General features: G+C 36.4%; 19 protein-coding genes. 18 read left to right on the top strand and 1 reads right to left on the bottom strand.

From position 1 onward, the window contains the following. The first annotated feature begins 111 nt into the window (after window positions 1-111). The 6 genes from ystJ (at window position 112) to DFR56_RS14745 (ending at window position 7,350) form a co-directional block, all read left to right on the top strand. Window positions 112-1,365: an NADP-dependent malic enzyme gene (gene ystJ / locus DFR56_RS14770; RefSeq protein WP_110396219.1), complete on the top strand. Its 1,254-nt coding sequence runs from the start codon at window positions 112-114 to the stop codon at window positions 1,363-1,365. Between the two features lie 218 nt (window positions 1,366-1,583). Then, window positions 1,584-2,495: an acetyl-CoA carboxylase, carboxyltransferase subunit beta gene (gene accD, locus DFR56_RS14765; RefSeq protein ID WP_110396218.1), complete on the top strand. Its 912-nt coding sequence runs from the start codon at window positions 1,584-1,586 to the stop codon at window positions 2,493-2,495. Then, window positions 2,492-3,451: an acetyl-CoA carboxylase carboxyl transferase subunit alpha gene (gene accA / locus DFR56_RS14760; RefSeq protein ID WP_110396217.1), complete on the top strand. Its 960-nt coding sequence runs from the start codon at window positions 2,492-2,494 to the stop codon at window positions 3,449-3,451. The genes accD and accA overlap by 4 nt, the downstream gene beginning before the upstream one ends. Window positions 3,452-3,650: 199 nt before the next feature. Then, a complete protein-coding gene (pfkA, locus tag DFR56_RS14755; protein ID WP_110396216.1) occupies window positions 3,651-4,610 on the top strand; it encodes a 6-phosphofructokinase in 960 nt (319 codons plus the stop codon). 527 nt (window positions 4,611-5,137) lie between these two features. Next, window positions 5,138-6,898, top strand: a complete 1,761-nt coding sequence (gene pyk, locus DFR56_RS14750) for a pyruvate kinase (protein ID WP_110396215.1) — start codon at window positions 5,138-5,140, stop codon at window positions 6,896-6,898. 62 nt (window positions 6,899-6,960) lie between these two features. Next, window positions 6,961-7,350: an FxsA family protein gene (locus tag DFR56_RS14745; RefSeq protein WP_110396214.1), complete on the top strand. Its 390-nt coding sequence runs from the start codon at window positions 6,961-6,963 to the stop codon at window positions 7,348-7,350. 543 nt (window positions 7,351-7,893) lie between these two features. Here DFR56_RS14745 and ytvI read toward each other — a convergent pair. Continuing rightward, a complete protein-coding gene (gene ytvI, locus DFR56_RS14740) occupies window positions 7,894-9,003 on the bottom strand; it encodes a sporulation integral membrane protein YtvI (protein WP_110396213.1) in 1,110 nt (369 codons plus the stop codon). Window positions 9,004-9,293: 290 nt separating this feature from the next. On the opposite strand from ytvI, the gene citZ reads away from it, so the two are divergent. The 12 genes from citZ (at window position 9,294) to DFR56_RS14675 (ending at window position 23,520) form a co-directional block, all read left to right on the top strand. Then, on the top strand, window positions 9,294-10,412 hold the full coding sequence (citZ, locus tag DFR56_RS14735) for a citrate synthase (RefSeq protein WP_110396212.1): 1,119 nt from the start codon (window positions 9,294-9,296) through the stop codon (window positions 10,410-10,412). A 386-nt stretch (window positions 10,413-10,798) separates the two neighbouring features. Continuing rightward, window positions 10,799-12,064: an NADP-dependent isocitrate dehydrogenase gene (gene icd, locus DFR56_RS14730; RefSeq protein WP_110396211.1), complete on the top strand. Its 1,266-nt coding sequence runs from the start codon at window positions 10,799-10,801 to the stop codon at window positions 12,062-12,064. Between the two features lie 21 nt (window positions 12,065-12,085). Further along, a complete protein-coding gene (mdh, locus tag DFR56_RS14725; RefSeq protein WP_110396210.1) occupies window positions 12,086-13,024 on the top strand; it encodes a malate dehydrogenase in 939 nt (312 codons plus the stop codon). A 358-nt stretch (window positions 13,025-13,382) separates the two neighbouring features. After that, window positions 13,383-13,688, top strand: a complete 306-nt coding sequence (locus DFR56_RS14715; RefSeq protein ID WP_110396208.1) for a transposase — start codon at window positions 13,383-13,385, stop codon at window positions 13,686-13,688. Next, the gene (locus tag DFR56_RS14710; protein WP_110396207.1) at window positions 13,646-14,596 is read left to right on the top strand and encodes an IS3 family transposase; all 951 of its coding nucleotides are present in this window, start codon (window positions 13,646-13,648) and stop codon (window positions 14,594-14,596) included. Before DFR56_RS14715 ends, DFR56_RS14710 begins: the two co-directional genes overlap by 43 nt. Window positions 14,597-14,646: 50 nt before the next feature. Beyond that, a complete protein-coding gene (locus DFR56_RS23035; protein ID WP_158525662.1) occupies window positions 14,647-14,808 on the top strand; it encodes a hypothetical protein in 162 nt (53 codons plus the stop codon). Window positions 14,809-15,232: 424 nt separating this feature from the next. Then, complete coding sequence (locus DFR56_RS14700) at window positions 15,233-15,925, top strand: response regulator transcription factor (protein WP_110396205.1); 693 nt, start codon at window positions 15,233-15,235, stop codon at window positions 15,923-15,925. Then, a complete protein-coding gene (pnpS, locus tag DFR56_RS14695; RefSeq protein WP_110396204.1) occupies window positions 15,922-17,295 on the top strand; it encodes a two-component system histidine kinase PnpS in 1,374 nt (457 codons plus the stop codon). Before DFR56_RS14700 ends, pnpS begins: the two co-directional genes overlap by 4 nt. Window positions 17,296-17,730: 435 nt before the next feature. Then, entirely contained in the window at window positions 17,731-20,364 is a 2,634-nt protein-coding gene (gene polA / locus DFR56_RS14690) for a DNA polymerase I (RefSeq protein ID WP_110396203.1), read from the top strand. Window positions 20,365-20,382: 18 nt separating this feature from the next. Continuing rightward, the gene (gene mutM, locus DFR56_RS14685) at window positions 20,383-21,210 is read left to right on the top strand and encodes a DNA-formamidopyrimidine glycosylase (protein WP_110396202.1); all 828 of its coding nucleotides are present in this window, start codon (window positions 20,383-20,385) and stop codon (window positions 21,208-21,210) included. 400 nt (window positions 21,211-21,610) lie between these two features. Beyond that, entirely contained in the window at window positions 21,611-22,222 is a 612-nt protein-coding gene (coaE, locus tag DFR56_RS14680) for a dephospho-CoA kinase (protein WP_110396201.1), read from the top strand. A gap of 194 nt (window positions 22,223-22,416) precedes the next feature. Further along, the gene (locus DFR56_RS14675) at window positions 22,417-23,520 is read left to right on the top strand and encodes an SDR family oxidoreductase (RefSeq protein ID WP_110396200.1); all 1,104 of its coding nucleotides are present in this window, start codon (window positions 22,417-22,419) and stop codon (window positions 23,518-23,520) included. Window positions 23,521-23,531 lie beyond the last annotated feature (11 nt).

Below are 23,531 nucleotides of genomic sequence, written 5' to 3'. Positions count from 1 at the left end.
TTTAGAAATCATTTGCTATAATAAATAATATTAAGTTGTATATGATGTCGTTAATTCGTGGTCAAAGTACGATATAGATAACTTAATGGTAGAATCGGAGGAGCGATGAAAATGTCAAATTTGCGTGACGCAGCATTACATATGCACAAAATAAATAAAGGTAAACTAGCAATTAAATCGAAAGTCCCTGTACAAAATGGCGAAGATTTAAGTTTAGCGTATTCCCCTGGGGTTGCCGAACCGTGTAAAGAAATTTACTCGAACAAGCACGCTGTTTATGATTATACAATGAAAGGGAATATGGTAGCGGTTGTAAGTGATGGGACAGCAGTTCTAGGGCTAGGTAATATTGGGCCTGAAGCCGCTTTACCAGTAATGGAAGGAAAGGCTGTATTATTTAAAGCTTTTGCGGGTGTTGATTCGTTCCCAATTTGTTTAGATACGAATGATGTCGATGAAATTGTTCAAACCGTCAAACTTCTTGAACCAACATTTGGAGGCGTTAACCTAGAAGATATCGCTGCACCAAATTGTTTCATTATTGAAGAAAGATTAAAAAAAGAAACGAGAATTCCTATTTTCCATGATGACCAACATGGAACAGCTATTGTCACAGTAGCAGGGTTAATGAATGCGCTAAAACTTGTTGGTAAGTCCTTTAAAGAGATTAAAGTTGTCGCAAATGGTGCGGGTGCTGCGGGCATCGCTATTATTAAACTACTTGATAATTTTGGTGTTGGCGAAATTGTTATGTGTGACTCTCAAGGCGCTATTTATGAAGGAAGACCCCGCCGAATGAACAAAGTAAAAGAAATTGTAGCTAAAAATACAAACCATAAAAAACTACAAGGTAGCTTAGAAGAAGTGATCGAGGGTGCAGATGTTTTTATCGGTGTATCTGTCGGCGGTGCATTAACACCTGAAATGGTTAAGAAGATGAATAAGGACCCTATTATTTTTGCAATGGCGAACCCTGACCCGGAAATTTTACCAGAAGATGCCAAAAAGGCAGGGGCGAAGATTATTGGAACTGGTCGATCTGATTTTCCAAATCAAGTGAATAATGTATTAGCCTTCCCGGGTATTTTCAGAGGTGCGTTGGATGTTAGGGCGACCCGAATAAATGAAAAAATGAAAATGGCTGCAGTCGAAGCAATTGCCTCTTTAATTAAAGAAGATGAACTAAATGAAGACTACGTTATTCCTGGACCATTCGATGCGCGTGTCGCACCTGCAGTCGCTAAAAGCGTTGCAAAGGCAGCAATGGAAACAGGAGTAGCTCGAATTGAAATAGATCCTGAAGAAGTGGCAGAACGTACGAGGCAATTAAGTCAATTAGATACAGAAACTGTGAAAACAAGGTAAAACTATACTGAATCTAATCCGACATGAATGAACCTAGCACAATAAATACTATTTTTTTAGTAAAAATAGTAGAAATGAGCCTTCGATTCCAGTATAGTAAGATTTGGGATTATAATGTGACTTTATTTATGGCAATCGTTTGTATTTATACTTCATATAATTATTTATCGACACATTGATATTCTCATTTTCAGTGAATCTATAAAGGAGGGGTATAGTTGCTGAAGAAAATTTTCACTAGGAATAAAAATAATACGACTATTCCAGACGAAAAAGCAAAACAGGACGTACCTGCAGGTTTAATGACAAAATGTGAAAATTGTCACCAGATTTTTTATCGTAAAGAAGTAGAGAAAAATTTAAACGTTTGTCCAAATTGTGATTTTCACCATCAACAAAATGCATGGCAAAGAATAAATGGTTTGTTTGATGAAGGTACTTTTGTTGAATGGGATAAACATATGAAATCAAAAAATCCACTCGAATTCCCTGAATATATGGAAAAAATGGAAAAAGACCGCAAAAAAACAGGATTAAATGAAGCAGTTGTTACTGGAAAAGGGTTCATTGGTGGACAGCCGACAGCATTTAGTGTAATGGATGCAGGTTTTCGAATGGGAAGTATGGGGTCAGTAGTTGGTGAAAAAATTGCTCGTGCAATTGAAAATGCTCGGGAGCAATCAATACCTTTTATTATTTTTACAGCTTCAGGTGGTGCAAGAATGCAAGAAGGTGTGCTTAGTTTAATGCAAATGGCTAAAACATCTGTTGCAATTGAACGTTTTTCCGAAGCGGGTGGATTAATGATCTCCGTTATGACCCACCCTACAACTGGTGGGGTTACTGCCAGCTTTGCATCTTTAGGAGATTACAATTTTGCTGAACCTGGTGCTTTAATTGGCTTCGCTGGTAGAAGAGTAATCGAGCAAACTACTCGAGAAAAACTTCCTAGTGATTTCCAAACAGCTGAATTTTTATTTAAGCATGGTCAACTTGATCGTATTGTCCATCGACATGAAATGAAAGAGTTATTAACGACTATTTTACAAATTCATGATCAAGGAAAGACGAATGAAACATCGTCTTCTGAAACGTCTTTCGTTTCTTTAAAAGGAGGACAATCAGTATGAATCAAGTACTTGAATTTGAAAAACCAATCGTGCATTTAAAAGATAAAATTGTTGAACTAAAAAACATTTCAAAAGATAGTGATATCGATTTAACGGAAGAAATTGATACACTTGAGAAAAAGCTTTCCATTTTAGAAGATGATATTTATTCTAATTTAAAGCCTTGGAATCGTGTTCAAGTAGCGAGACATCAGGCACGTCCAACAACATTAGATTATATTAACTATTTATTCACTGATTTTATCGAATTTCATGGGGATCGCTATTTTGGTGATGATGAAGCAATTGTTTCAGGGATTGCTCTTTATCATGACTGTCCTATAACGGTAATCGGCCATCAACGTGGGAAGAAAACGAAAGAAAACATTAGACGAAATTTCGGAATGCCTCATCCAGAAGGATATCGAAAAGCGATTCGTCATATGAAACAAGCGGAAAAGTTTCATCGTCCAATTGTAACGTTTATCGATACGAAAGGGGCAGAACCGGGGAAAGCTGCCGAAGAACGTGGTCAAAGTGAAGCAATTGCATACAATTTAAAAGAAATGGCAGGACTTAAAGTTCCGATCGTTTGCATCGTTATTGGTGAAGGTGGAAGTGGTGGAGCACTAGCACTTGGTGTTGGTAATCATGTCCATATGTTAGAGAACTCAACATATTCTGTTATTTCACCAGAAGGAGCTGCATCGATTTTATGGAAAGATGCTACACTTTCACAAAAAGCTGCTGAATCAATGCGGATTACATCATATGATTTGAAAGAGTTTGACATTATTGATGAAATTATTCCCGAACCTAAAGGTGGCGCACATCGTGATGTGGAACAACAAGCAAAAAATATTGACAAAGTTCTAAAGCAATCAATCGATTCTTTATCTTCTTTGTCTTCCGAACAATTACTAGAAAACAGATGGCAAAAATTTAAAAAAATCGGAGAAATTAGTGAAGCTGAATAGGATTTTACTCTTTGTAGAGGTTGACATTCGTCAACCTCTTCCTCATTTTATGCAATTAGTATGATACGATTAACACTATAACATAGCATTTATTTACAGTTACAACGAAGTAGCATATGTTAATTTACATGAAAATAATAAATAGAGTGAGTCATTGGCAATGAAAGTACGAATAATGATGATTAATTGAGGTGATCGTATGAAAAGAATAGGTGTACTAACGAGTGGGGGAGATGCCCCTGGAATGAATGCAGCTATTCGAGCTGTCGTTAGAAAGGCAATTTTTCATGAAATTGAAATGTACGGAATATATTATGGGTTTCAAGGATTAATTGATGGAACGATTAAAAAGATGGAAGTTGGCTCTGTAGGTGACATTATTCATCGAGGAGGAACATCTCTGTATTCTGCTAGAAGTGAAGAGTTTATAACAGAAGCCGGTCAACAACGAGCGATGGAACAATTGAAGAAACACGAAATTGATGGGTTAGTTGTCATTGGTGGGGATGGGAGTATTAAAGGAGCAAGAGCCTTATCTCAGCGAGGAGTACCGAGTATTGGGGTTCCCGCTACGATCGATAATGATATCGCCGGGATAGATCAAACAATCGGCTTTGACACAGCATTAAATACAGTGATTGAAGCAATAGATAAAATTAGAGATACAGCTACTTCACATGAAAGAACGTATGTCATTGAGGTGATGGGGAGAGATGCTGGAGATCTTGCGCTTTATGCAGGGCTAGCAGGTGGTGCAGAAAGCATTATTATTCCTGAAAAGAAACATGATTTTGCTGATGTCGTTATGCGATTAAAACGAGGGCATGAACGTGGGAAAAAGCATAGTATCATTATTCTTGCCGAAGGGGTAGGTGAAGGTTTTCAGTATGGGAGAAAAATTCAAGAAGAAACTACATTTGAGACTCGGGTTACTGTATTAGGCCATATTCAACGTGGTGGATCGCCAACTGCAGCAGATCGCGTGTTAGCAAGTAGGCTAGGGGCAAAGGCTGTCGATTTACTTATTGCTGGTGAGGATGGGAAAATAGTTGGTTTAAAAAATAACGAATTACTAGCCCAAGATATTTCAGATGTTTTATCTAGGAACCATGAGATCAATGAAGAAATGTATGGATTATCAAAGGAACTATCTATATAAGTACATGTTCAAATAGGATCGAGTTCGGCTAAGATCGTCGGCGTCCTAGGACTCCGCTAAACGCTCGTCCCACCGAAAACATTGTGCGTCACAGCTTGAGGCGGCGTAGCATGGAGCAACAGACTTTCACGGATGTAATGACTTCCGTGTTGCCCACGACGCACAGGACGTGCTAGTGTCGGGCGTTGGTCACAAACGCTTTTCGATGGGACGAGTAAGCGCAGTCCCAGGACGTGACCGCCGCTTTTAGCCGACCAGGACGTGGGCGAATTTAACGGAAGATCCCCTACGGCATTTTAATACGAGAGTAGCTAAACAAACTAGCCAATTAGAAAACTTGGTATTTGCCAGCCTCTTTACTACCAAAGGAATACGACGTGTAATTTTTACTGGACTTTTTGAACAACCCTTATAAGATCAAGTTTTAACATGCATTAAAAAGGTATAAGGTATGTTAGCATAAATAAATTTGTATGGAACACGTAAAATAAGTTTAAATTATCTAGGATATGAATAGGAGAATGTAAATGAGAAAAACTAAAATTGTTTGTACGATTGGACCTGCATCAGAATCGGTTGATATACTTGAACAATTAATCTCAAACGGTATGGATGTAGCGAGATTAAACTTTTCCCATGGTGATTATGAGGAACATAAACAACGAATTGAAAATATTAGAGAAGCAGCAAAGAAAATGAATAAAACAGTCTCCATCTTATTAGACACACAAGGGCCTGAAATTCGCACGAAAACGTTTAAAGGCGGAGAAGCGATGCTAAATCGTGGGGATGTCGTTTATATTTGTATGAAGGAAATCGAAGGAACTGCTGAACGTTTTTCCGTCACATATAAAGGATTAATTGATGATGTTGAAATTGGGACACGCATTTCTTTAGATGATGGATTAATTGAATTAGAAGTAGTGGCTATTGATCATGAGCAAGAAGAAATAAAAACAAGAGTAATTAATAGTGGAAAAATTAAAAATAAAAAAGGTGTTAATATTCCGAACGTACACGTTAATTTACCTTCATTAACGGAAAAAGACAAGGAAGATATTTTATTTGGAATTGAACAGAATGTAGATTTTATTGCCGCGTCATTTGTCCGTGAACATACGGATGTATTAACAATTAAAAAATTGTTAGAAGAAAACGACGCTTCTCACATTCAAATTATTGCTAAAATAGAGAATCGGGAAGGTGTCGACCATTTTGATAAAATATTAGAAGCAAGCTATGGCATTATGATCGCAAGAGGGGATCTTGGGGTGGAAATTCCTGCAGAAGAAGTTCCGCTCGTACAGAAAGAATTGATACATAAATGTAATCTTGACGGAAAACCGGTTATTACAGCGACACAGATGCTTGATTCGATGCAATGGGATCCGCGTCCAACTCGAGCAGAAGCTTCCGACGTTGCTAACGCTATTCTTGATGGTACAGATGCCATTATGTTATCGGGTGAAACCGCTGCTGGCGAATTTCCAGTTGAGTCAGTAAAAATGATGAACGTTATTGCCCATAAAACAGAAACAGCTCTTGATCATGAATTGTTACTTAAAAATCGGACAAGATCGGTTTCGATGACTATTACGGATGCAATTAGTCAATCTGTCACACATACAGCAGCCAATTTAGGTGTTAGTGCCATCATTACACCGACACAGTCAGGACATTCTGCACGCATGATTTCTAAATACCGACCAAAAGCTCCAATTATAGCTGTCACTTTTTCCCAAAATGTGTATCGCCGATTATCGTTAGTTTGGGGAGTTTACCCAGTTCTAAGTGATCAAGTATATACGACAGACGAATTATTGGATACAGCTGTAAACAAAGGGCTTGAAACAAATCTATTTTCTCGTGGCTCCAAAGTGATTATTACAGCAGGTGTTCCTGTTGGTGTGAGTGGAACAACCAATTTAATGAAAGTCCATGTGATTGGTAATGTTATTGCAACAGGGCAAGGAATTGGGAGACATTACGCATATGGAAAAGCAGTAGTGACGAATGATGCCAAAGAAGCTATCGAAAAAATGCAAGAAGGAAATATATTAGTAACCACTGCAACAGATAAAGACATGATGCCAGCAATTAAAAAGGCGAGTGGCATTGTTACAGAAGAAGGTGGGTTAACATCTCATGCAGCAGTCGTTGGACTTAATCTCGGAATTCCAGTCATTGTTGGTGTTCATAATTTATTTGAAACAGTAAAAGATGGGGAAAATATTACGATCGATGGTGGTACAGGAAATATTCATCAAGGCCATGCAAGTGTATTATAATCGTTGATGAAAGAGTTTCTCACCTCCTGTATTCCTACATGTAAAACAGAAAGGTTGATTTAATGTATTGGCTAATACTCATTTTTATTCTTGTACCAGCAACTGAGATCGCCATTTTTATCTGGACAGGTAGTAAAATTGGGGCCTTACCTGTCGCTTTATTAATTATTTTTACAGGAATGGTTGGAGTCGCATTAGTGAGAAAGCAAGGTTTAGAAACGTGGAGGCGTGCTCAATTTGCTATCCATAACAGGGAAGTTCCAAGAGAGCAAATTTTAGATGGAATCTGTATCATCGCTGGTGGGATATTTTTACTAACACCAGGATTTATCACCGATTTACTAGGCTTTTTACTTGTATTACCTATGACCCGAAAACCGTTTAAAACGTTTCTAGGCTTTTTAATCATGAAACGAATTGCTAACGGGAAAATTCCTTTTCGTAGATGGTAAGTAAGTTCAGGAGGCCGGGCTAGTTGGGGTATTTTAATACCCCAACTAGCCCGGGGCGTGCCCTCCGCCCCGGCTTGCCGAGGGCGACAGGCGATGAAGACTATCAAGTATAAAAACGAATAATGTATCACCTTAGCGAAGGAAATATACGTAGACTCCTGCGAGAGGAAAGGGAGGCTGCTGAAAAAGTCCCCAAAGTTTGTGTACATGTGTTCCATCCGACCCCACTTCGCTTTCCGCGGGCAACGCCTCAACTAATTTCAAACGTTTTATTCAAAACGTTTGAAATCGATTTTCGGCTGTTGCTTTTCCCGCAAATATTTACGATGGGACGAGCATTTAGCGCAATCCCAGGAGTCTTCGTGAATTCGGATTCCACACAAACATGGAATGTTGACTTTTTCTTTCATCCTATTGGGTGAGTGATACAAAAGTATGGAAAACATGCCTTTTGGTCATTAAGACAACCTGTCTTTTTGGGCGGGTTATACCCAGCTACCATTGTTCGAGTTTTTCTTTGGTGAAAACACTTTTGTCCCGGTTTCATCCATTTTTAACGAAATACCATACATAATGAACAATACCAGCGTGATAAATCGCACTAATAAGAATTAAAATAATCGGTGTCATAAATATTCCTACAATACCTAAACTTTGAATCCCGATAAATAAAATGATGATGGCAATAAGTGGATGAATGCCAATACTAGAGGCGAGAATTCGCGGCTCAATCAATTGGCGGATAATAATGATAATGATATAGAGTGTAGCTAGTTGAATGGTTAATACATAATCTGAAGTGATAAAGGTATAAACGATCCACGGGATAAAAATAAATCCGATTCCGACATAAGGAATAAAATCCACAAAAAAGATGGTCAACGTAATAGTAAAAATATGATCTATTTGAAAAATAAATAATCCGATAAATACAATTATACTAGAAATAAACGTAATAATAATTTGTGCTTTAATAAAACCAAAAACAGACCGTTTTAAATGGTTCATTATATTGCCGAGTTGCTTCGTTATTTTTATTGGCACTATTTTTTTATACCAACCTTTCACTTCTTCCAAATCTTTCGTCATGATGAAAGAAGCTATTAAAATAAAGAGTAGGATTGTTCCAATATAAGATAAAGAAGCAAGTATATTGGATGTTGTTAAAACGATGTTTTTCACAAAAATGGAGCTTGAGGAACCGAGTTCATCTATTAAAAGATGCAAATAATTATCTACCTTCCATTCCTCAAAACGAGGTAAAAAAGGAAAAGTAGATGTAATTTTTTCATAATAAGGAATGATGAATGTTTGTCCAATATTAGACAAAACTTGATGAATGCGATGAACATGTTCTGGTAATGTCTGTACAAGATTAGTAGATTCATGCAGCAATTGTTTCATGGAGAAAAAACAAATAGTAATAAAGAGAGTGAAAAAACTGCTCATCACAAAAAAAGTGGCGATTCCCCGATTCATCCTCCATTTCAGCTCAAATAACGTCACGAGTGGATGTAAGACAAAAGCAATAAGAACTGCAATGAAAAAAGGATAGATATAAAGGAATAAATATTTTAAAAAGAAATAAATACATAAAAGAATAAGCAGAACCAAAAATGCCCGTACAATTTGGAAATATAATGTATTATTCATCAAATAACCTCTTTACATTCATCACTTTTTATTAAAATTAAACCTCTTTTTTTACTATATGTTCAATAGTTAATTTATAGACTTTACGTGCTCATAATATCGTCTTAACGGTCTTATTTCCTCATTCAACAAATATTTTAATAAATCAAAATAAGGGCAAAACCGTTAAGATGTAATAGCTTTCAATTCACTTTAGGGCTAAAATCCTTTATAATATTTGTAAAGAAAAAATAATAAAGAGACACAATTCATTCAATTATTGAGGAATATTTTAAAAGGAGAGATTAGTTATGACAGCGACAAAAGGACTTGAAGGAATTATCGCAACGGAATCATCAATCTGTTCTATCATTGATGACAAGTTAGCATATGTAGGCTATACGATTGATGATTTAGCTGAAAACGCTACTTTTGAAGAAGTGGTTTATTTACTATGGAATCGTGAACTTCCTAATCAAGAGCAGTTAGATGAGATTCGCCAAGAACTAGCAAATGAAATGGAAGTACCTGATGCGGTAATTGATCATTTACGCTCATATGATGTATCGAAGGTTCATCCAATGGCAGCATTGCGTACGGCAATTTCATTATTAGGTGTATATGTTGAAGAAGCGGATGTCATGGAAAAAGAAGCGAACCGTCGAAAAGCGATTCGCCTACAAGCAAAAGTTTCTACGATTGTAACTGCTTTCTCAAGAATTCGCCAAGGGAAAGATCCTGTTAAGCCTAAAAAAGATCTAGGTTTCGCTGAAAACTTTATTTATATGTTAAACGGAAGAGAAGGCGAACCAATTGAAATAGAAGCAATTGATAAAGCGTTAGTACTTCATGCAGACCACGAATTAAATGCTTCCACGTTTACAGCACGTGTATGTGTCGCGACATTATCAGACGTTTATTCTGGAATTACAGCCGCAATTGGTGCATTAAAAGGGCCTTTACACGGCGGAGCAAACGAACAAGTAATGGCAATGTTACTTGAAATTGGTGAAGAAGAAAATGCTATTCCTTATATTAAAGAAAAGCTAGCAAATAAAGAGTTAATTATGGGGATGGGTCACCGCGTGTATCGTTCAGGAGATCCGCGTGCAAAGCATTTACAAAAGATGTCAGAAGAATTAACAAAACTAACAGGACAAGAGAAATGGTACAAAATGTCCGTTGAAATTGAAAAATATATTAAGGAAAATAAAGGTTTACCCGCAAATGTTGATTTTTATTCCGCTTCTGTATATCATAGTTTAGGGATAGATCATGATTTATTTACACCGATTTTTGCAGTTAGCCGAATGTCTGGATGGTTAGCACATATTTTAGAACAGTATGACAATAACCGTTTAATTCGACCACGTGCAAAATATACTGGACCAAATTTACGTGAATTTGTTCCAATGAATGAACGTAATTAATAGTAGGTCAGGAAACTGGCTGTCAGAAATAATAGCCGGAATTCCCGGCTATTATTTTGGTAAAGGAAAAGAAAAACTTTACTATCTACATAGTGGAGCTTGTGCTTCTGTTCTCGTCTGACGGCTTAGCAATCAACCAAATTTCGCAATGTAAGCTGGTGTCAACCACTGTCTTACTTGCATAAGAGCAACTACGCTTCTGTTAGCGCCCAACGGCTTGCATTAGCGGGTTTTCTTTAGTGTGATTCATTTAGAGAGAAAAAATACTTATTACAAACTTTTTAGTATTAAGATGTATCGGTTTTTACGTTCATTTATTATCCGGAAAGATAAATCGTAATTCGATCCTGCAAAAGTTTGTGCCAATACAATTAGGAGGTTTTATTATGACTGAAAAAATTGTTGTAGAAAATGGAACATTACGAGTACCTGATAACCCGGTAATTCCATTTATTGAAGGTGATGGAACTGGTCCTGATATATGGGCTGCTGCAAGTCGTGTATTAGATGCTGCAGTAGAAAAAGCATATGATGGGAAAAAGGAAATAGCTTGGAAAGAAGTATATGCTGGTGAAAAGGCATTTAATAAAACTGGTGAGTGGCTACCACAAGAAACGTTAGATTTAATTGATGAATATAAAATTGCAATCAAAGGACCTTTAACAACACCAATTGGTGGTGGATTCCGTTCTTTAAACGTAGCGCTTCGTCAAGAGTTAGACCTATTTAACTGCTTACGTCCAGTACGTTATTTTGAAGGTGTTCCTTCACCTGTTAAGCATCCTGAAGATGTTGATATGGTTATTTTCCGTGAAAATACTGAAGATATTTATGCTGGAATCGAGTGGGAAAAAGGAACTCCAGAAGTGAAAAAAGTCATTGACTTTTTACAAAAGGAAATGGGTGTTAAAAATATTCGCTTCCCAGAAACTTCTGGAATTGGGATTAAACCAGTATCAGAAGAAGGAACAAAACGTCTCGTTCGTGCAAGTATTCAATATGCAATTGAAGAAGGACGTAAAAGCGTTACATTAGTCCATAAAGGAAACATTATGAAATTTACAGAAGGTGCTTTTAAGAACTGGGGATACGAAGTTGCTGAAGACGAATTTGGTGACAAAGTGTTTACATGGGCAGAGTATGATCGTATCGTTGAAAAAGACGGTAAAGACGCTGCAAATAAAGCACAAGATGAAGCTGAAAAAGCTGGTAAAATCATTATTAAAGATGCGATTGCCGATATTTTCTTACAACAAATTTTAACTCGTCCAAATGAGTTCGACGTTGTTGTAACAATGAACTTAAATGGTGACTACATTTCTGATGCATTAGCTGCACAAGTTGGTGGAATAGGAATCGCACCAGGGGCAAATATTAATTACAATACTGGTCACGCTATTTTTGAAGCAACTCATGGTACAGCTCCAAAATATGCAGGACTTGATAAAGTAAACCCATCTTCTGTTATTTTATCTGGAGTGTTAATGTTAGAACATCTAGGGTGGAAAGAAGCTGCAGATTTAATTACTAGTTCGATGGACAAAACAATTTCATCTAAAGTAGTAACATATGACTTTGCACGCTTAATGGAAGGTGCAACAGAAGTTAAATGTTCTGAATTCGCTGATGAACTGATTAAGAACATGAACTAAAAAAAGAAATGGGGATTTTCAATGGGTATTAAACGGAGAAAAATTTCAGTCATAGGATCTGGTTTCACTGGTGCAACAACAGCTCTAATGGTTGCTCAAAAAGAACTAGGCGATGTCGTGTTGGTTGACATTCCAAATATGGAGAAGCCAACTAAAGGAAAAGCATTAGACATGCTTGAAGCAAGCCCTGTACAAGGTTTCGATGCAAATATCATTGGAACTTCTAATTACGAAGATATCAAAGATTCTGATTTAGTCATCGTTACTGCAGGTATTGCTCGTCGTCCTGGAATGAGCCGTGATGACTTAGTAAATACAAATGCAGGAATTATGAAATCAGTTGCACAAGAAATTCTAAAGCATGCACCTGATACATTCATTCTAGTTCTATCTAATCCTGTAGATGCCATGACATACACCATTTTTAAAGAAACTGGTTTTCCAAAAGAGCGTGTAATTGGTCAATCAGGTGTATTAGACACTGCAAGATTCCGTACATTCGTCGCCCAAGAACTTAATTTGTCTGTAAAAGATATTACAGGCTTCGTATTAGGTGGCCATGGAGACGATATGGTTCCATTAATCCGATATTCTTATGCTGGTGGAATTCCATTAGAAACTCTAATTTCAAAAGAGCGATTAGACGCAATCGTTGAGCGTACTCGAAAAGGCGGCGGAGAGATCGTTGAACTTCTCGGAAACGGTAGTGCCTACTATGCTCCAGCTGCTGCATTAACTGAAATGGCAGAGGCGATTTTAAAAGATCAACGTCGTGTACTACCTGCAATTGCTTGCTTAGAAGGAGAGTATGGATATTCTAATCTATATCTCGGGGTACCGGTAGTGTTAGGCGGTAAAGGGATTGAACAGATCATTGAATTAGAGTTAACAGAAGACGAAAAAACGGCCTTAAATAAATCAGTCGAATCTGTTAAAAGTGTAATGGAAGTATTATCTTAAATTGAAAATACAAAAAAAATCTCTTTTCCGTTTTGATGACGGGAAAGAGATTTTTTTGATAGAAGTTAATCAAACACGAAAAATGGAGTATTTGTGTCGCGATCAGCATACTTCGGCCATATCCCATGAAACTGCCATATACTTTGTTAAAAGGGTACATCGTTGCGAGGGGGATCGCCATATTCGCGTGGATAATCGCCACATAATCGTCAAGATGCGCCATATAATCATGAATAATCGCCATATAACCGCCAAGATGCGCCATATAACTGTGAAGAATTGAATGTAGTATAAAAAGTGGACACGGGTCTTGGCGTAATGTTTAAATAAAAATAACAACAACAAGGACGTGTTTATAATGGGAAAAAAACGATCCTATCCTGGGGAGTTTCGTGAGTATGTTTCCAAGTTAATTGTTCAAGATGGGCGAAGAATTGTAGATGTAAGTAAAGAACTTAAGATTCCTTATGATACGCTTCAAAAATGGGTAGCAAGCTATCGTAAACAACTACAAGAATCCGAAAAAGCTACACAGAATAAGTTATTAACTGCCTCCGAGTATAAAGAGCTATATGAAGCAGAATTACAAGCGAAACTTGATCTCCAAGAGGAGAATGAAATATTAAAAAAGGCGATGCACATCTTCACTCAAGCGAAGGGGTAAAATTTTCATTTATTCATGCGCATAAGGATGAATACACCATTAAGAAGATGTGCGAAGTGATTGGTGTGTCTAGGTCTGGTTATTATGCTTATGTAAAACGGCTAGATCGAAAAGAAACGGAAAGAGAGAAACAGAATCGTATCATAGACGAAAGGATTACATTTCATTTTTACGACAATTTAGAGTCATACGGAAGTCCACGTATTCATAGGAAACTTAGGGAAGTAGATAGGTTGGTAGTATCAGAAAAAAAGGTGGCAAACCGCATGAAAGAGATGGGATTGTACGCAATTCCTCCGAAAAAACATATCCATACAACAGATTCTAATCATGAAAAACTTGTGTATGAAAATAAGTTAAATCGAGACTTTAACCCAGAAGTACCCAACCGAGTATGGGCAACAGATATTACCTATATTCATACGGGTGAAGGCTTCTTATATTTAAATCCTATTCTTGATCTTTGTTCAAAAAGGGTTATTAGTTATGCGATTGATGATTCAATGGACTATCGATTACCATTACGAGCTTTAAAAAGAGCCCTTGCCGTACGTAATCCTAAGGAAGGATGGATCCATCATTCAGATAGAGGATCACAATATTGTTCGAACAAATATATTGAAACACTCAAGGAGGCTGGTGCCACTATTAGCATGAGTAGAAAAGCAAATCCTTATGATAATGCATGTATTGAATCATTCTTTGCTTCATTGAAAAAGGAGTATCTACATAAATGGGTATTTCACACAAAGTCTCAAGCTATTGCAGCTGTACAGTTTTATATTGAGTTTTATAACAGGAAAAGAATGCACTCGACTCTTGGATACGCCACACCAATAGAGTATGAATTGGCGTATAAAATGGCGCATAAAGAAAACGCCATACAAGACCAAGTTACATCTGCGTAAGGAATTGGTCGGTTTTTGACCTATTCCTTATGCGGAGGGCTCCAAGCGAAGTGAATACGGAGCGCGGAAGAAAACAATACGCCAACCCATGGAGTATTATTGTCTATTTTTTTGACAGAAGACCAGAATCGCCATATAATCGCAAAGATGCGCCATATAATCATGAAGAATCGCCATATAATCGCCAAGATGAGCCATATAACCATGGATAATCACCATATAATTGTCAAGATGAGCCATATAATCATGAATAATCGCTAAATAATCGCCCAAGATCATACCATGTTAACCATAGGACCCCACTATGATAGTAGCGTATAATTAATTCGTTCATAAGTGAACATCATTTAAAATATATAATGAAGCAACAAAAATTTGCCTCCAGCCAAAACTTAGAAAAACCTCGAAACGTTAAGGGTAAGGGATCGCAAATATTTTCGGTTCTATAACAAAACAGCGATCAATTCCCCAGTCCTCCATAAAACTATCCAATCTTCTCCACCGTATAGTATATTCTCCATTTATACATGATGATTGTAAATTTTTCATTAATTCTTTTTAAATTTTTTCACTTTTGTCATAGTTCATTGTAGAATAGAAAGGAAGATACCGATATCTTAGAAAAGAGGGTATATATTGGAGCGATCAATATTAATTGTAGAAGACGAACCATCTATTGTAACATTAATAAAATATAATCTTGAAAAGGCAGGCTTTATGACAGAGGTTGCTTATAATGGGGAAGAAGCAATCGAAAAGACGCAGAAGAACAAGTTTGACTTAATTGTATTAGATTTAATGTTACCAAAGATGGATGGGATGGAGGTATGCAAAACAATACGGCAAAATAATGACTATATCCCAATCCTAATGTTAACAGCAAAAGATGACGAATATGATAAAATATATGGACTTGAGATGGGGGCTGATGATTACTTAACGAAACCATTTAGTCCAAAAGAATTAATCGCTAGAATTAATGCTATTTTAAGGCGTACAGATAGAAGCACAGATTATGAAACACCTGAGTTAAAAGTTGGGGATCTTGAAGTGCATCCTGAAAGGTTTGAAGCGTATTTCAAAGGAGAATTGCTTGAATTAACGAGAAAAGAATTTGAGTTACTCGTTTATTTAGCTAAACATAAGGGACAAATTTTATCAAGAGAACAATTGTTAAATTCGGTATGGGAATATGACTTTGTTGGAGATACGCGAATTGTTGATGTACAAGTTAGTCACTTACGGGATAAAATAGAATCGGATACTAAAAATCCAGTCTATATTAAGACTGTACGAGGCTTCGGATACAAAATGGAGGAGCCTACATGAAAAAACTGCTATCTAAAAAATTAATAGGTTATTCATTCTTAATTTTATTCGTACTAGCCTTATCTGGTGCGATTTTATTCCAATTTGTTTCTAACTTTTATGTGCTTTTAGCCGTGCTAGTAATCGAGTATATCACCTTAGTATTAGCGTTATTTTACTTTTTTGATAAATATGTGAAGCCGATTGATAAAGCGTCCGAAACGATGGATAAATTATTACAAGGGAATTACCACGCAAGAATTCACCACCGAATGAACGGATCAATCGGACAATTGAGTACAAAAATAAATTCACTTGCAAGAAATTTAAGTGAATTAACGATTCAAGAACAAATTCAAGCAGAACAGTTGTCTACTGTCATAGAAAATTCAGAAAGTGGACTAGTTTTAATAGACGAAAAAGGGTATATTCATGTCGTAAATCGAAAATTCATTTCAATGTTTGGGAGAACCCCACAAGATTACATTGGTTATTTATACTATGATGTATTAGGAAATGAACAAATTCATCATACCGTTCAAGAGACATTTTTGTATGAAAAACATGTAAAACATCTTTTTTCGATAAAAGAAGGTGGGGAAAGAGTTTACTTAGAAATTGTCGGAGCCCCTATTTTTAATGAACGAAATATGTTAAAAGGAGCTGTACTAGTAATTTATGACATAACGGAATTTAAAAATGTAGAAGTAATGCGTAAAGACTTTGTTGCAAACGTTTCACATGAATTAAAAACTCCTATCACATCCATTAGAGGGTTTGCAGAAACATTATTGGATGGCGCAGCCGAAGATCCAGAAGCACGTAGTCAGTTTTTAAATATTATTTTCGACGAAAGTAAACGAATCCAATTACTTATTGACGATTTACTCATTTTATCTAAATTGGAAAAAGACGAGTCGACGATAAACGTATCTACCGTTCACGTCGGGCTAATGTTAGATGAAATTTTACCGCTCGTTCAACAACATGCAGATCAAAAACAAATAGAAGTTCAAGTTGATGCTGAGGAAGAATTAAAATTTGAAGCTGATGAGGATAAAATGAAACAAATTCTTTTAAACTTATTAACGAATGCTATTAGTTATACACCTGAAAAAGGATTAGTATCGGTAAAGATTAAAGAATTTGAAGATAAAGTATGCTTTATAGTGAAAGATACTGGGATTGGCATTGGAAAAGAAGCATTACCACGTATTTTTGAACGGTTCTATCGAGTAGATAAAGATAGAAGTCGCGATACAGGTGGTACTGGACTAGGACTTGCCATTGTAAAGCATATTGTGGAAGTCCATAAAGGTGAAATTGAGGTGGAAAGTGAATTAGGGAAAGGAACCACCTTCGCAGTCTATATTCCAAAAGATCAAAATTAATACCCCCTCGATATGGGGGTTTTTCCGCATTGACACACGAAATTCCCGTGCTTTTTCAAAATTTTCCGCAGTTCCCAAAACTCCTACACCCACTATCTAAATACTCCCACTCACAATATACCTAAAACCAATCTAATTAATTCCCCCTAACACAGCTACTTGGGAAACGTGTAGCATGCTTGCCCGTTGTAATAAAAACATTGCACTAACACGTCTTGGTGCGTTGTAAATGAAACATCACCTCTAACTTTGCCTTTTGTCTCGTGAATCGTGTTTACTTTCGTCATAAAACCAGCTACCCGCTGTTTTGCTTACATAAGTGCAACATCATCTCTGCCGTCGCCAAACGGCTCGTCAATCGGTGTGTTTACTTTATCATTGTTGTGGTTTAATCTATAATAAAGTGTACGAGGTTGTATTTTAGGAGGCAATTTTATGTCAAAAAAATTAGTACTAATTGATGGAAATAGTTTATTGTTCCGAGCTTTTTATGCACTCCCTTTACTGCATAATGATAAAGGAGTCTATACAAATGCTGTTTATGGATTTACAAATATTTTGTTAAACATTTTAGAAGAAGAAAAACCAACACATATGCTCGTAGCCTTTGATGCGGGTAAAACTACTTTCAGACATTCCACATTTAAAGAGTATAAAGGCGGTAGACAAAAGACACCACCTGAACTATCTGAACAATTTCCTCTCACGAGAGAACTACTTAAAGCCTTTCATATTCCACACTATGAATTAGATATGTATGAAGCAGATGACATTATTGGCACGCTTGCTAATATGAGCAATAAAGAAAAGTGGGATGTAAAAGTTATTTCTGGAGATCAAGATTTACTTCAGCTCGTTTCGGAAAATGTAACAGTAGATGTAACGAAAAAAGGCGTTAGTGAAGTAGAATCGTATACACCTGAAAGTTTACTCGAAAAAATGGAATTAACTCCAGAACAAATTATCGATTTAAAAGCATTGATGGGAGATAGTTCAGATAATATTCCTGGAGTTCCCGGAGTTGGGGTTAAAACAGCAACAAAACTACTGAAACAATATAGGACACTTGAAAATTTATACGATCATATTGATGAAATAACAGCGAAAAAATTAAAAGAAAAATTAGAAACATATAAAGAAGATGCATGGATGAGCAGGGATTTAGCGACGATTAATATAGAATCACCAATAACGATTTCACTAGAAGATCTAAATTTTGAAGGGTATGAATATCAAGATATTTATTCATTGTTTTCAGAACTTGGATTTAGAACATTGCTAGATCGATTACATGGTGAAGCTGAGGAAGCACCGCAAATGGAACTGGAGCCGTTTCATTATGACATCATTGACGAGCTTTCAACAGACCTTTTTACAGGTGAAGAAGCTCTTCATTTAGAGATGGTGACGGAAAACTATCATGAAGCAAAGATAGAAGCAGTTAGTATTGTTGGTGAAAAAGGTTGTTTTGTCATAGAAACAGAAAAAGCATTCCAATCAGATGTATTTATCCAATGGCTTGAAGATGAGACAAAGAAAAAATTTGTCTTTGATGCAAAAGCAATGAAAGTTGCTTTATTAAATCGTGGAGTCCATCTAAAAGGAATTTCATTTGACTTGCAACTCGCTGCATACTTACTTAATCCGGCAGATAATAATGAAGAAATTACAGCTATTGGCCGTCGTCTGGGAGAAAAAGATGTTTATTTAGACGAGGAAGTATACGGGAAAGGGGCAAAACTTGCTGTCCCAGCATTTTCCGTTTTAAGTGAACATATCGCCCGAAAAACGAATATTATTTACACTTTAAAGGATCGGTTTATAGATGAATTAAAGAAAAATGAACAAATGGAACTGTTTAAAGAACTAGAATTACCATTAGCTTTAATCCTTGCTGACATCGAACATGTCGGTGTTCAAGTCGATGTCGAACGTTTAAAGGAGATGGGTGTAGAATTAACGGAACGTTTAGATACGATAGAAGCGGAAATACATGAACTTGCTGGGGAAAAATTTAATACAAACTCACCGAAACAACTATCGGTAATTTTATTTGAAAAACTAAAATTACCAGTGATCAAAAAGACAAAAACAGGTTATTCTACGGCAGCCGATGTACTAGAAAGATTACAACCAGAACATGAAATCATTCCGAAACTATTATTGTACCGTCAATTAAAAAAGCTACAATCAACATATGTCGAAGGATTGCTTAAAGTCGTCCATAAAGATACACATAAGATTCATACTCGCTTTAACCAAGCATTAACACAAACAGGAAGACTTAGTTCAACAGAACCGAACTTACAAAATATACCGATTAGATTGGAAGAAGGCCGAAAAATTAGACAAGCTTTCACTTCTTCCCAAAAAGATTGGCTAATGTTTGCAGCGGATTATTCGCAAATTGAATTACGCGTTCTTGCTCATATTTCGGGCGATAAAAAATTAATGGAGGCATTTCAAGAAAATAAAGACATCCATACCCAAACAGCGATGGACGTTTTTCATGTAGAAGAATCGGAAGTTAACAGTAATATGCGACGCCAAGCAAAAGCGGTTAATTTTGGAATTGTATATGGGATAAGTGATTATGGTTTGTCCCAAAGTTTACAAATTACACGTAAAGAAGCAAAACAATTTATTGATAAATATTTTGCCATTTACCCTGATGTTAAACAGTATATGGAAGATATCGTACAAGAGGCAAAACATAATGGATACGTTTCTACGATTATGAAACGAAGACGATATTTACCTGAAATTACGAGCAGTAATTTTAATCAAAGAAGTTTTGCCGAAAGAACAGCTATGAATACACCAATACAAGGAAGTGCAGCAGATATAATAAAGAAAGCGATGATTGATTTAGATCAACGGTTGAAAGAAGAAAAATTACAAGCACGTATGCTAATGCAAGTACATGATGAGCTTATTTTGGAAGCGCCAAAAGAAGAAATGGACGTATTAGCAAAAATAGTACCAGAAGTGATGGAAAAGACAGTCCAACTGAACGTACCATTAATGGTAGATTATTCATACGGGAAAAGCTGGTTTGATGCGAATTAGAAAGAAGGTTAAACTGAAATGCCAGAGTTACCAGAAGTAGAAACAATTCGAAAAACATTAGAAAACTTGGTTATCAATAAAACAATTGAAAATATAACTGTCCATTGGCCGAAAATAATTAAGCAGCCAGATGATGTGGAACATTTCAAAACTATTTTGAAGAATGAAACGATCCGAAAAGTCGACCGACGGGGTAAATTTTTATTATTTTATTTAACTGATCATGTGCTTGTTTCCCATTTACGCATGGAAGGAAAATACCGGGTCGTACCAATGAGTGAACCTGTGGCAAAACATACACACGTCATTTTCCATTTTACCGATGGATCAGAGCTTCGTTATCATGATGTTCGTAAATTTGGTACGATGCATGTTTTTCCAACTGGATCAGAATTAAATACAAAACCATTGAATCAATTAGGACCCGATCCATTTCAAAAGGAATATACAAAAGACTATGTTTTGGATAAAGTAATGAAAACAACACGAAATATTAAAGCGACATTGCTTGATCAGTCGATTATTGCAGGACTTGGAAACATTTATGTGGATGAAGTATTGTTTTTATCGAACGTTCATCCAGAAAAGCGTGCAAATAAGTTAACCGAAAATGAAGTAAAAACAATATGGAAAAATGCGCATCTTGTATTAGAAAAAGCAGTAAAACAAGGTGGAACGACGATTCGGTCTTATGTGGATGGAGCAGGCGAAATGGGGATGTTCCAGCAAGAATTATTTGTTTACGGTCAACAAAATAAACAATGTAAAGTATGTGGTGTTGAAATTATTAAATTGAAAGTTGCTGGTCGTGGAACCCATATATGCCCCAAATGCCAATCTTTGTAGATTCGGCACCGTAAGAGAGGATTTCAAGACAGTTAAAAACTTTATTAGATGCACTGACTAAACCGAATACACGCTGACTAAATACACTACAAACTTGGACTACGCTTTCACTCGTCCACTGTAAAGATTGCACGAGCACGTTTAGGTGCGTCGGAAACCTTTATAGCCGTTGAAGACTCGAACTCCGAGGTCAATGATAAACGTCATGTCCATGTGTCTGCTCAGTCGCATTGAAGAGCTTTTGTGCCAACATTGGTACGTTCTAGACTTCTGATACCTCAGTTTAGTGCAATAAACATTTTGCGTCGGAGGTTTACCCGCCGACTGCTATCGGGAAGCGAAAGTGTATTCGGGGCTGTTTTAAATAGCAGGTGAGCTTAACAAAAAAGGAGATTGACATATGGCGCTAATTATTGGACTCACTGGAAGTATTGGTACTGGAAAAAGTACAATTGCCAAGAAGTTTCGTGAATGGAGTATTCCAGTTGTCGATGCAGATGTAATTGCCCGTGAAGTTGTAGAGCCGGAAGAAGAGGCATATAAAAAGATTGTTGCTGCATTTGGTGAACAAATTTTGCAAGATGATAGGGATAGGACACTTGATAGAAAGGCATTAGGTGAAATTGTTTTTAATGACGAGCATAAACGAAAAAAATTAAATGAAATTATCCATCCCGCAATTAGAAAAGAAATGATCAGACAAAGAGACCGCTATATAGAACAGGGAGAAAAAAGTGTCGTTTTAGATATTCCTCTTTTATATGAAAGTGGACTTACACATTTTGTTGACAAAGTTATCGTTGTTGCAGTTGATCCTGGTGTACAACTTAAACGGATTATGGAGCGAGATGATAGTACAAAAGAAGAAGCGAAGCGGAGAATAGATGCCCAAATTCCGGTCGCTGAAAAAGCAAAAAAGGCAGATGCTGTCATTGACAATAATGGAACAGAAGAGCAATCATATCAACAATTGAAGGACATTTTATTAACCTGGGGAGTTAAAGGGTCATGAGTGAAATTTTTATGTAAGTAGTGATTTTGCTGATGTTATTTCTGAAACCTCACGTTGGATGGAACTTTGCATATGTTTAAGTAAAGAATACTCAAATGGCAAGAATTTCGGTCATATCGTTTACATGACATGGTTGTTCTTGTTCAGCACAAAATATTAGAAAATTCTAAAAAGATGTGAAAGGACTTAGATACATGAAAAAAACATTATTTTTAACAGGTTATCCAGGTTTTTTAGCATCATATTTAATCAGACAGTTAATTCAAGATCATCGTCATTCCATTTCACATATTTATTTACTCGTTTTAGCAAATGAAAAAGGGAAGGCACAAACGGAAATAAACTATTATGTGAAAAAAGCAGCTCTTCCAAAAGACTTTTTCACATTAATTGTCGGTGATATAACGAAGGAAAGCTTAGCGATTGATGAACTTAATCAAAAAAAGTTGCAAAATAACGTGACACATGTTTTTCATCTAGCTGCTATTTATGATCTCGCAGTGCCTAAAAAAATCGCCCAACTAGTAAACGTTCATGGTACAAAATGTGTAAACGACTGGGTACAATCACTCCCTCATTTAGAGCGATACATTTACTTTAGTACGGCATATGTTTCCGGGAAACGTGAGGGCCGCATATATGAGCATGAACTTGAAAAAGGGCAAACATTCCGTAACCATTATGAACAAACAAAGTTTGAAGCAGAAGTACTAGTGGAAAAACGTAAACCATATGTGCCAACTACAATTATTCGACCAGGGATTGTAAAGGGCCATTCTAAAACAGGTGAAACGATTAAGTTTGATGGGCTTTATTTTATGTTACATTTTTACGATAAATTAAAACATTTGCCAATGTTACCGTATATGAAAGCAAAGAAACCACCCGAAGGTAATTTTGTTTCTAGTGATTATGTTTTAAAAGCGACAAGTTTTTTAGCAATGAATCCAATTGGTGAAGGAAAAACGTATCATTTAACAGACCCTAATCCATACAATACAGACGAATTACAAAAAATGATTGCTGAACTTTATATTGGAAGAACCCCGAAAGGAACGATTCCCGTATCCTTTGTGAAATTATGGTTATCCTTTTCACCAATTAGAAAATGGCTAAAAGTAGAAGAAGAAGCAATGGATTATTTTACGATTCACTCATCCTATGATTCCTCTCAAGCGCAAGCGGATTTGAAAGAAGCAAATATTGACTGCCCTGATCTCCAAGAGACTTTACACCCGATGATTGATTTTTATCGAAAATATAAAGATGATAGGAGTAAACATATTGACATACAATGAGTGAACTTGAA

This window comes from Pseudogracilibacillus auburnensis (assembly GCF_003201975.1).
Classification (GTDB): Bacteria; Bacillota; Bacilli; order Bacillales; family Amphibacillaceae; genus Pseudogracilibacillus; species Pseudogracilibacillus auburnensis.
Note: the sequence above shows the minus strand (reverse complement) of the source record. Positions and strands in the feature narration are given on the sequence as shown.

Bases quoted from the DNA above. Each gene is read 5' to 3' on its own strand.
- DFR56_RS14715 (WP_110396208.1), top strand. From the start codon at position 13,383: ATGGGAAAAAAACGATCCTATCCTGGGGAGTTTCGTGAGTATGTTTCC.
- pnpS (WP_110396204.1), top strand. From the start codon at position 15,922: ATGAAAAAACTGCTATCTAAAAAATTAATAGGTTATTCATTCTTAATT.
- pfkA (WP_110396216.1), top strand. From the start codon at position 3,651: ATGAAAAGAATAGGTGTACTAACGAGTGGGGGAGATGCCCCTGGAATG.
- citZ (WP_110396212.1), top strand. From the start codon at position 9,294: ATGACAGCGACAAAAGGACTTGAAGGAATTATCGCAACGGAATCATCA.
- ystJ (WP_110396219.1), top strand. From the start codon at position 112: ATGTCAAATTTGCGTGACGCAGCATTACATATGCACAAAATAAATAAA.
- DFR56_RS14675 (WP_110396200.1), top strand. From the start codon at position 22,417: ATGAAAAAAACATTATTTTTAACAGGTTATCCAGGTTTTTTAGCATCA.
- mdh (WP_110396210.1), top strand. From the start codon at position 12,086: ATGGGTATTAAACGGAGAAAAATTTCAGTCATAGGATCTGGTTTCACT.
- mutM (WP_110396202.1), top strand. From the start codon at position 20,383: ATGCCAGAGTTACCAGAAGTAGAAACAATTCGAAAAACATTAGAAAAC.
- ytvI (WP_110396213.1), bottom strand. From the start codon at position 9,003: ATGAATAATACATTATATTTCCAAATTGTACGGGCATTTTTGGTTCTG.
- DFR56_RS14745 (WP_110396214.1), top strand. From the start codon at position 6,961: ATGTATTGGCTAATACTCATTTTTATTCTTGTACCAGCAACTGAGATC.
- icd (WP_110396211.1), top strand. From the start codon at position 10,799: ATGACTGAAAAAATTGTTGTAGAAAATGGAACATTACGAGTACCTGAT.
- coaE (WP_110396201.1), top strand. From the start codon at position 21,611: ATGGCGCTAATTATTGGACTCACTGGAAGTATTGGTACTGGAAAAAGT.
- pyk (WP_110396215.1), top strand. From the start codon at position 5,138: ATGAGAAAAACTAAAATTGTTTGTACGATTGGACCTGCATCAGAATCG.
- polA (WP_110396203.1), top strand. From the start codon at position 17,731: ATGTCAAAAAAATTAGTACTAATTGATGGAAATAGTTTATTGTTCCGA.
- accA (WP_110396217.1), top strand. From the start codon at position 2,492: ATGAATCAAGTACTTGAATTTGAAAAACCAATCGTGCATTTAAAAGAT.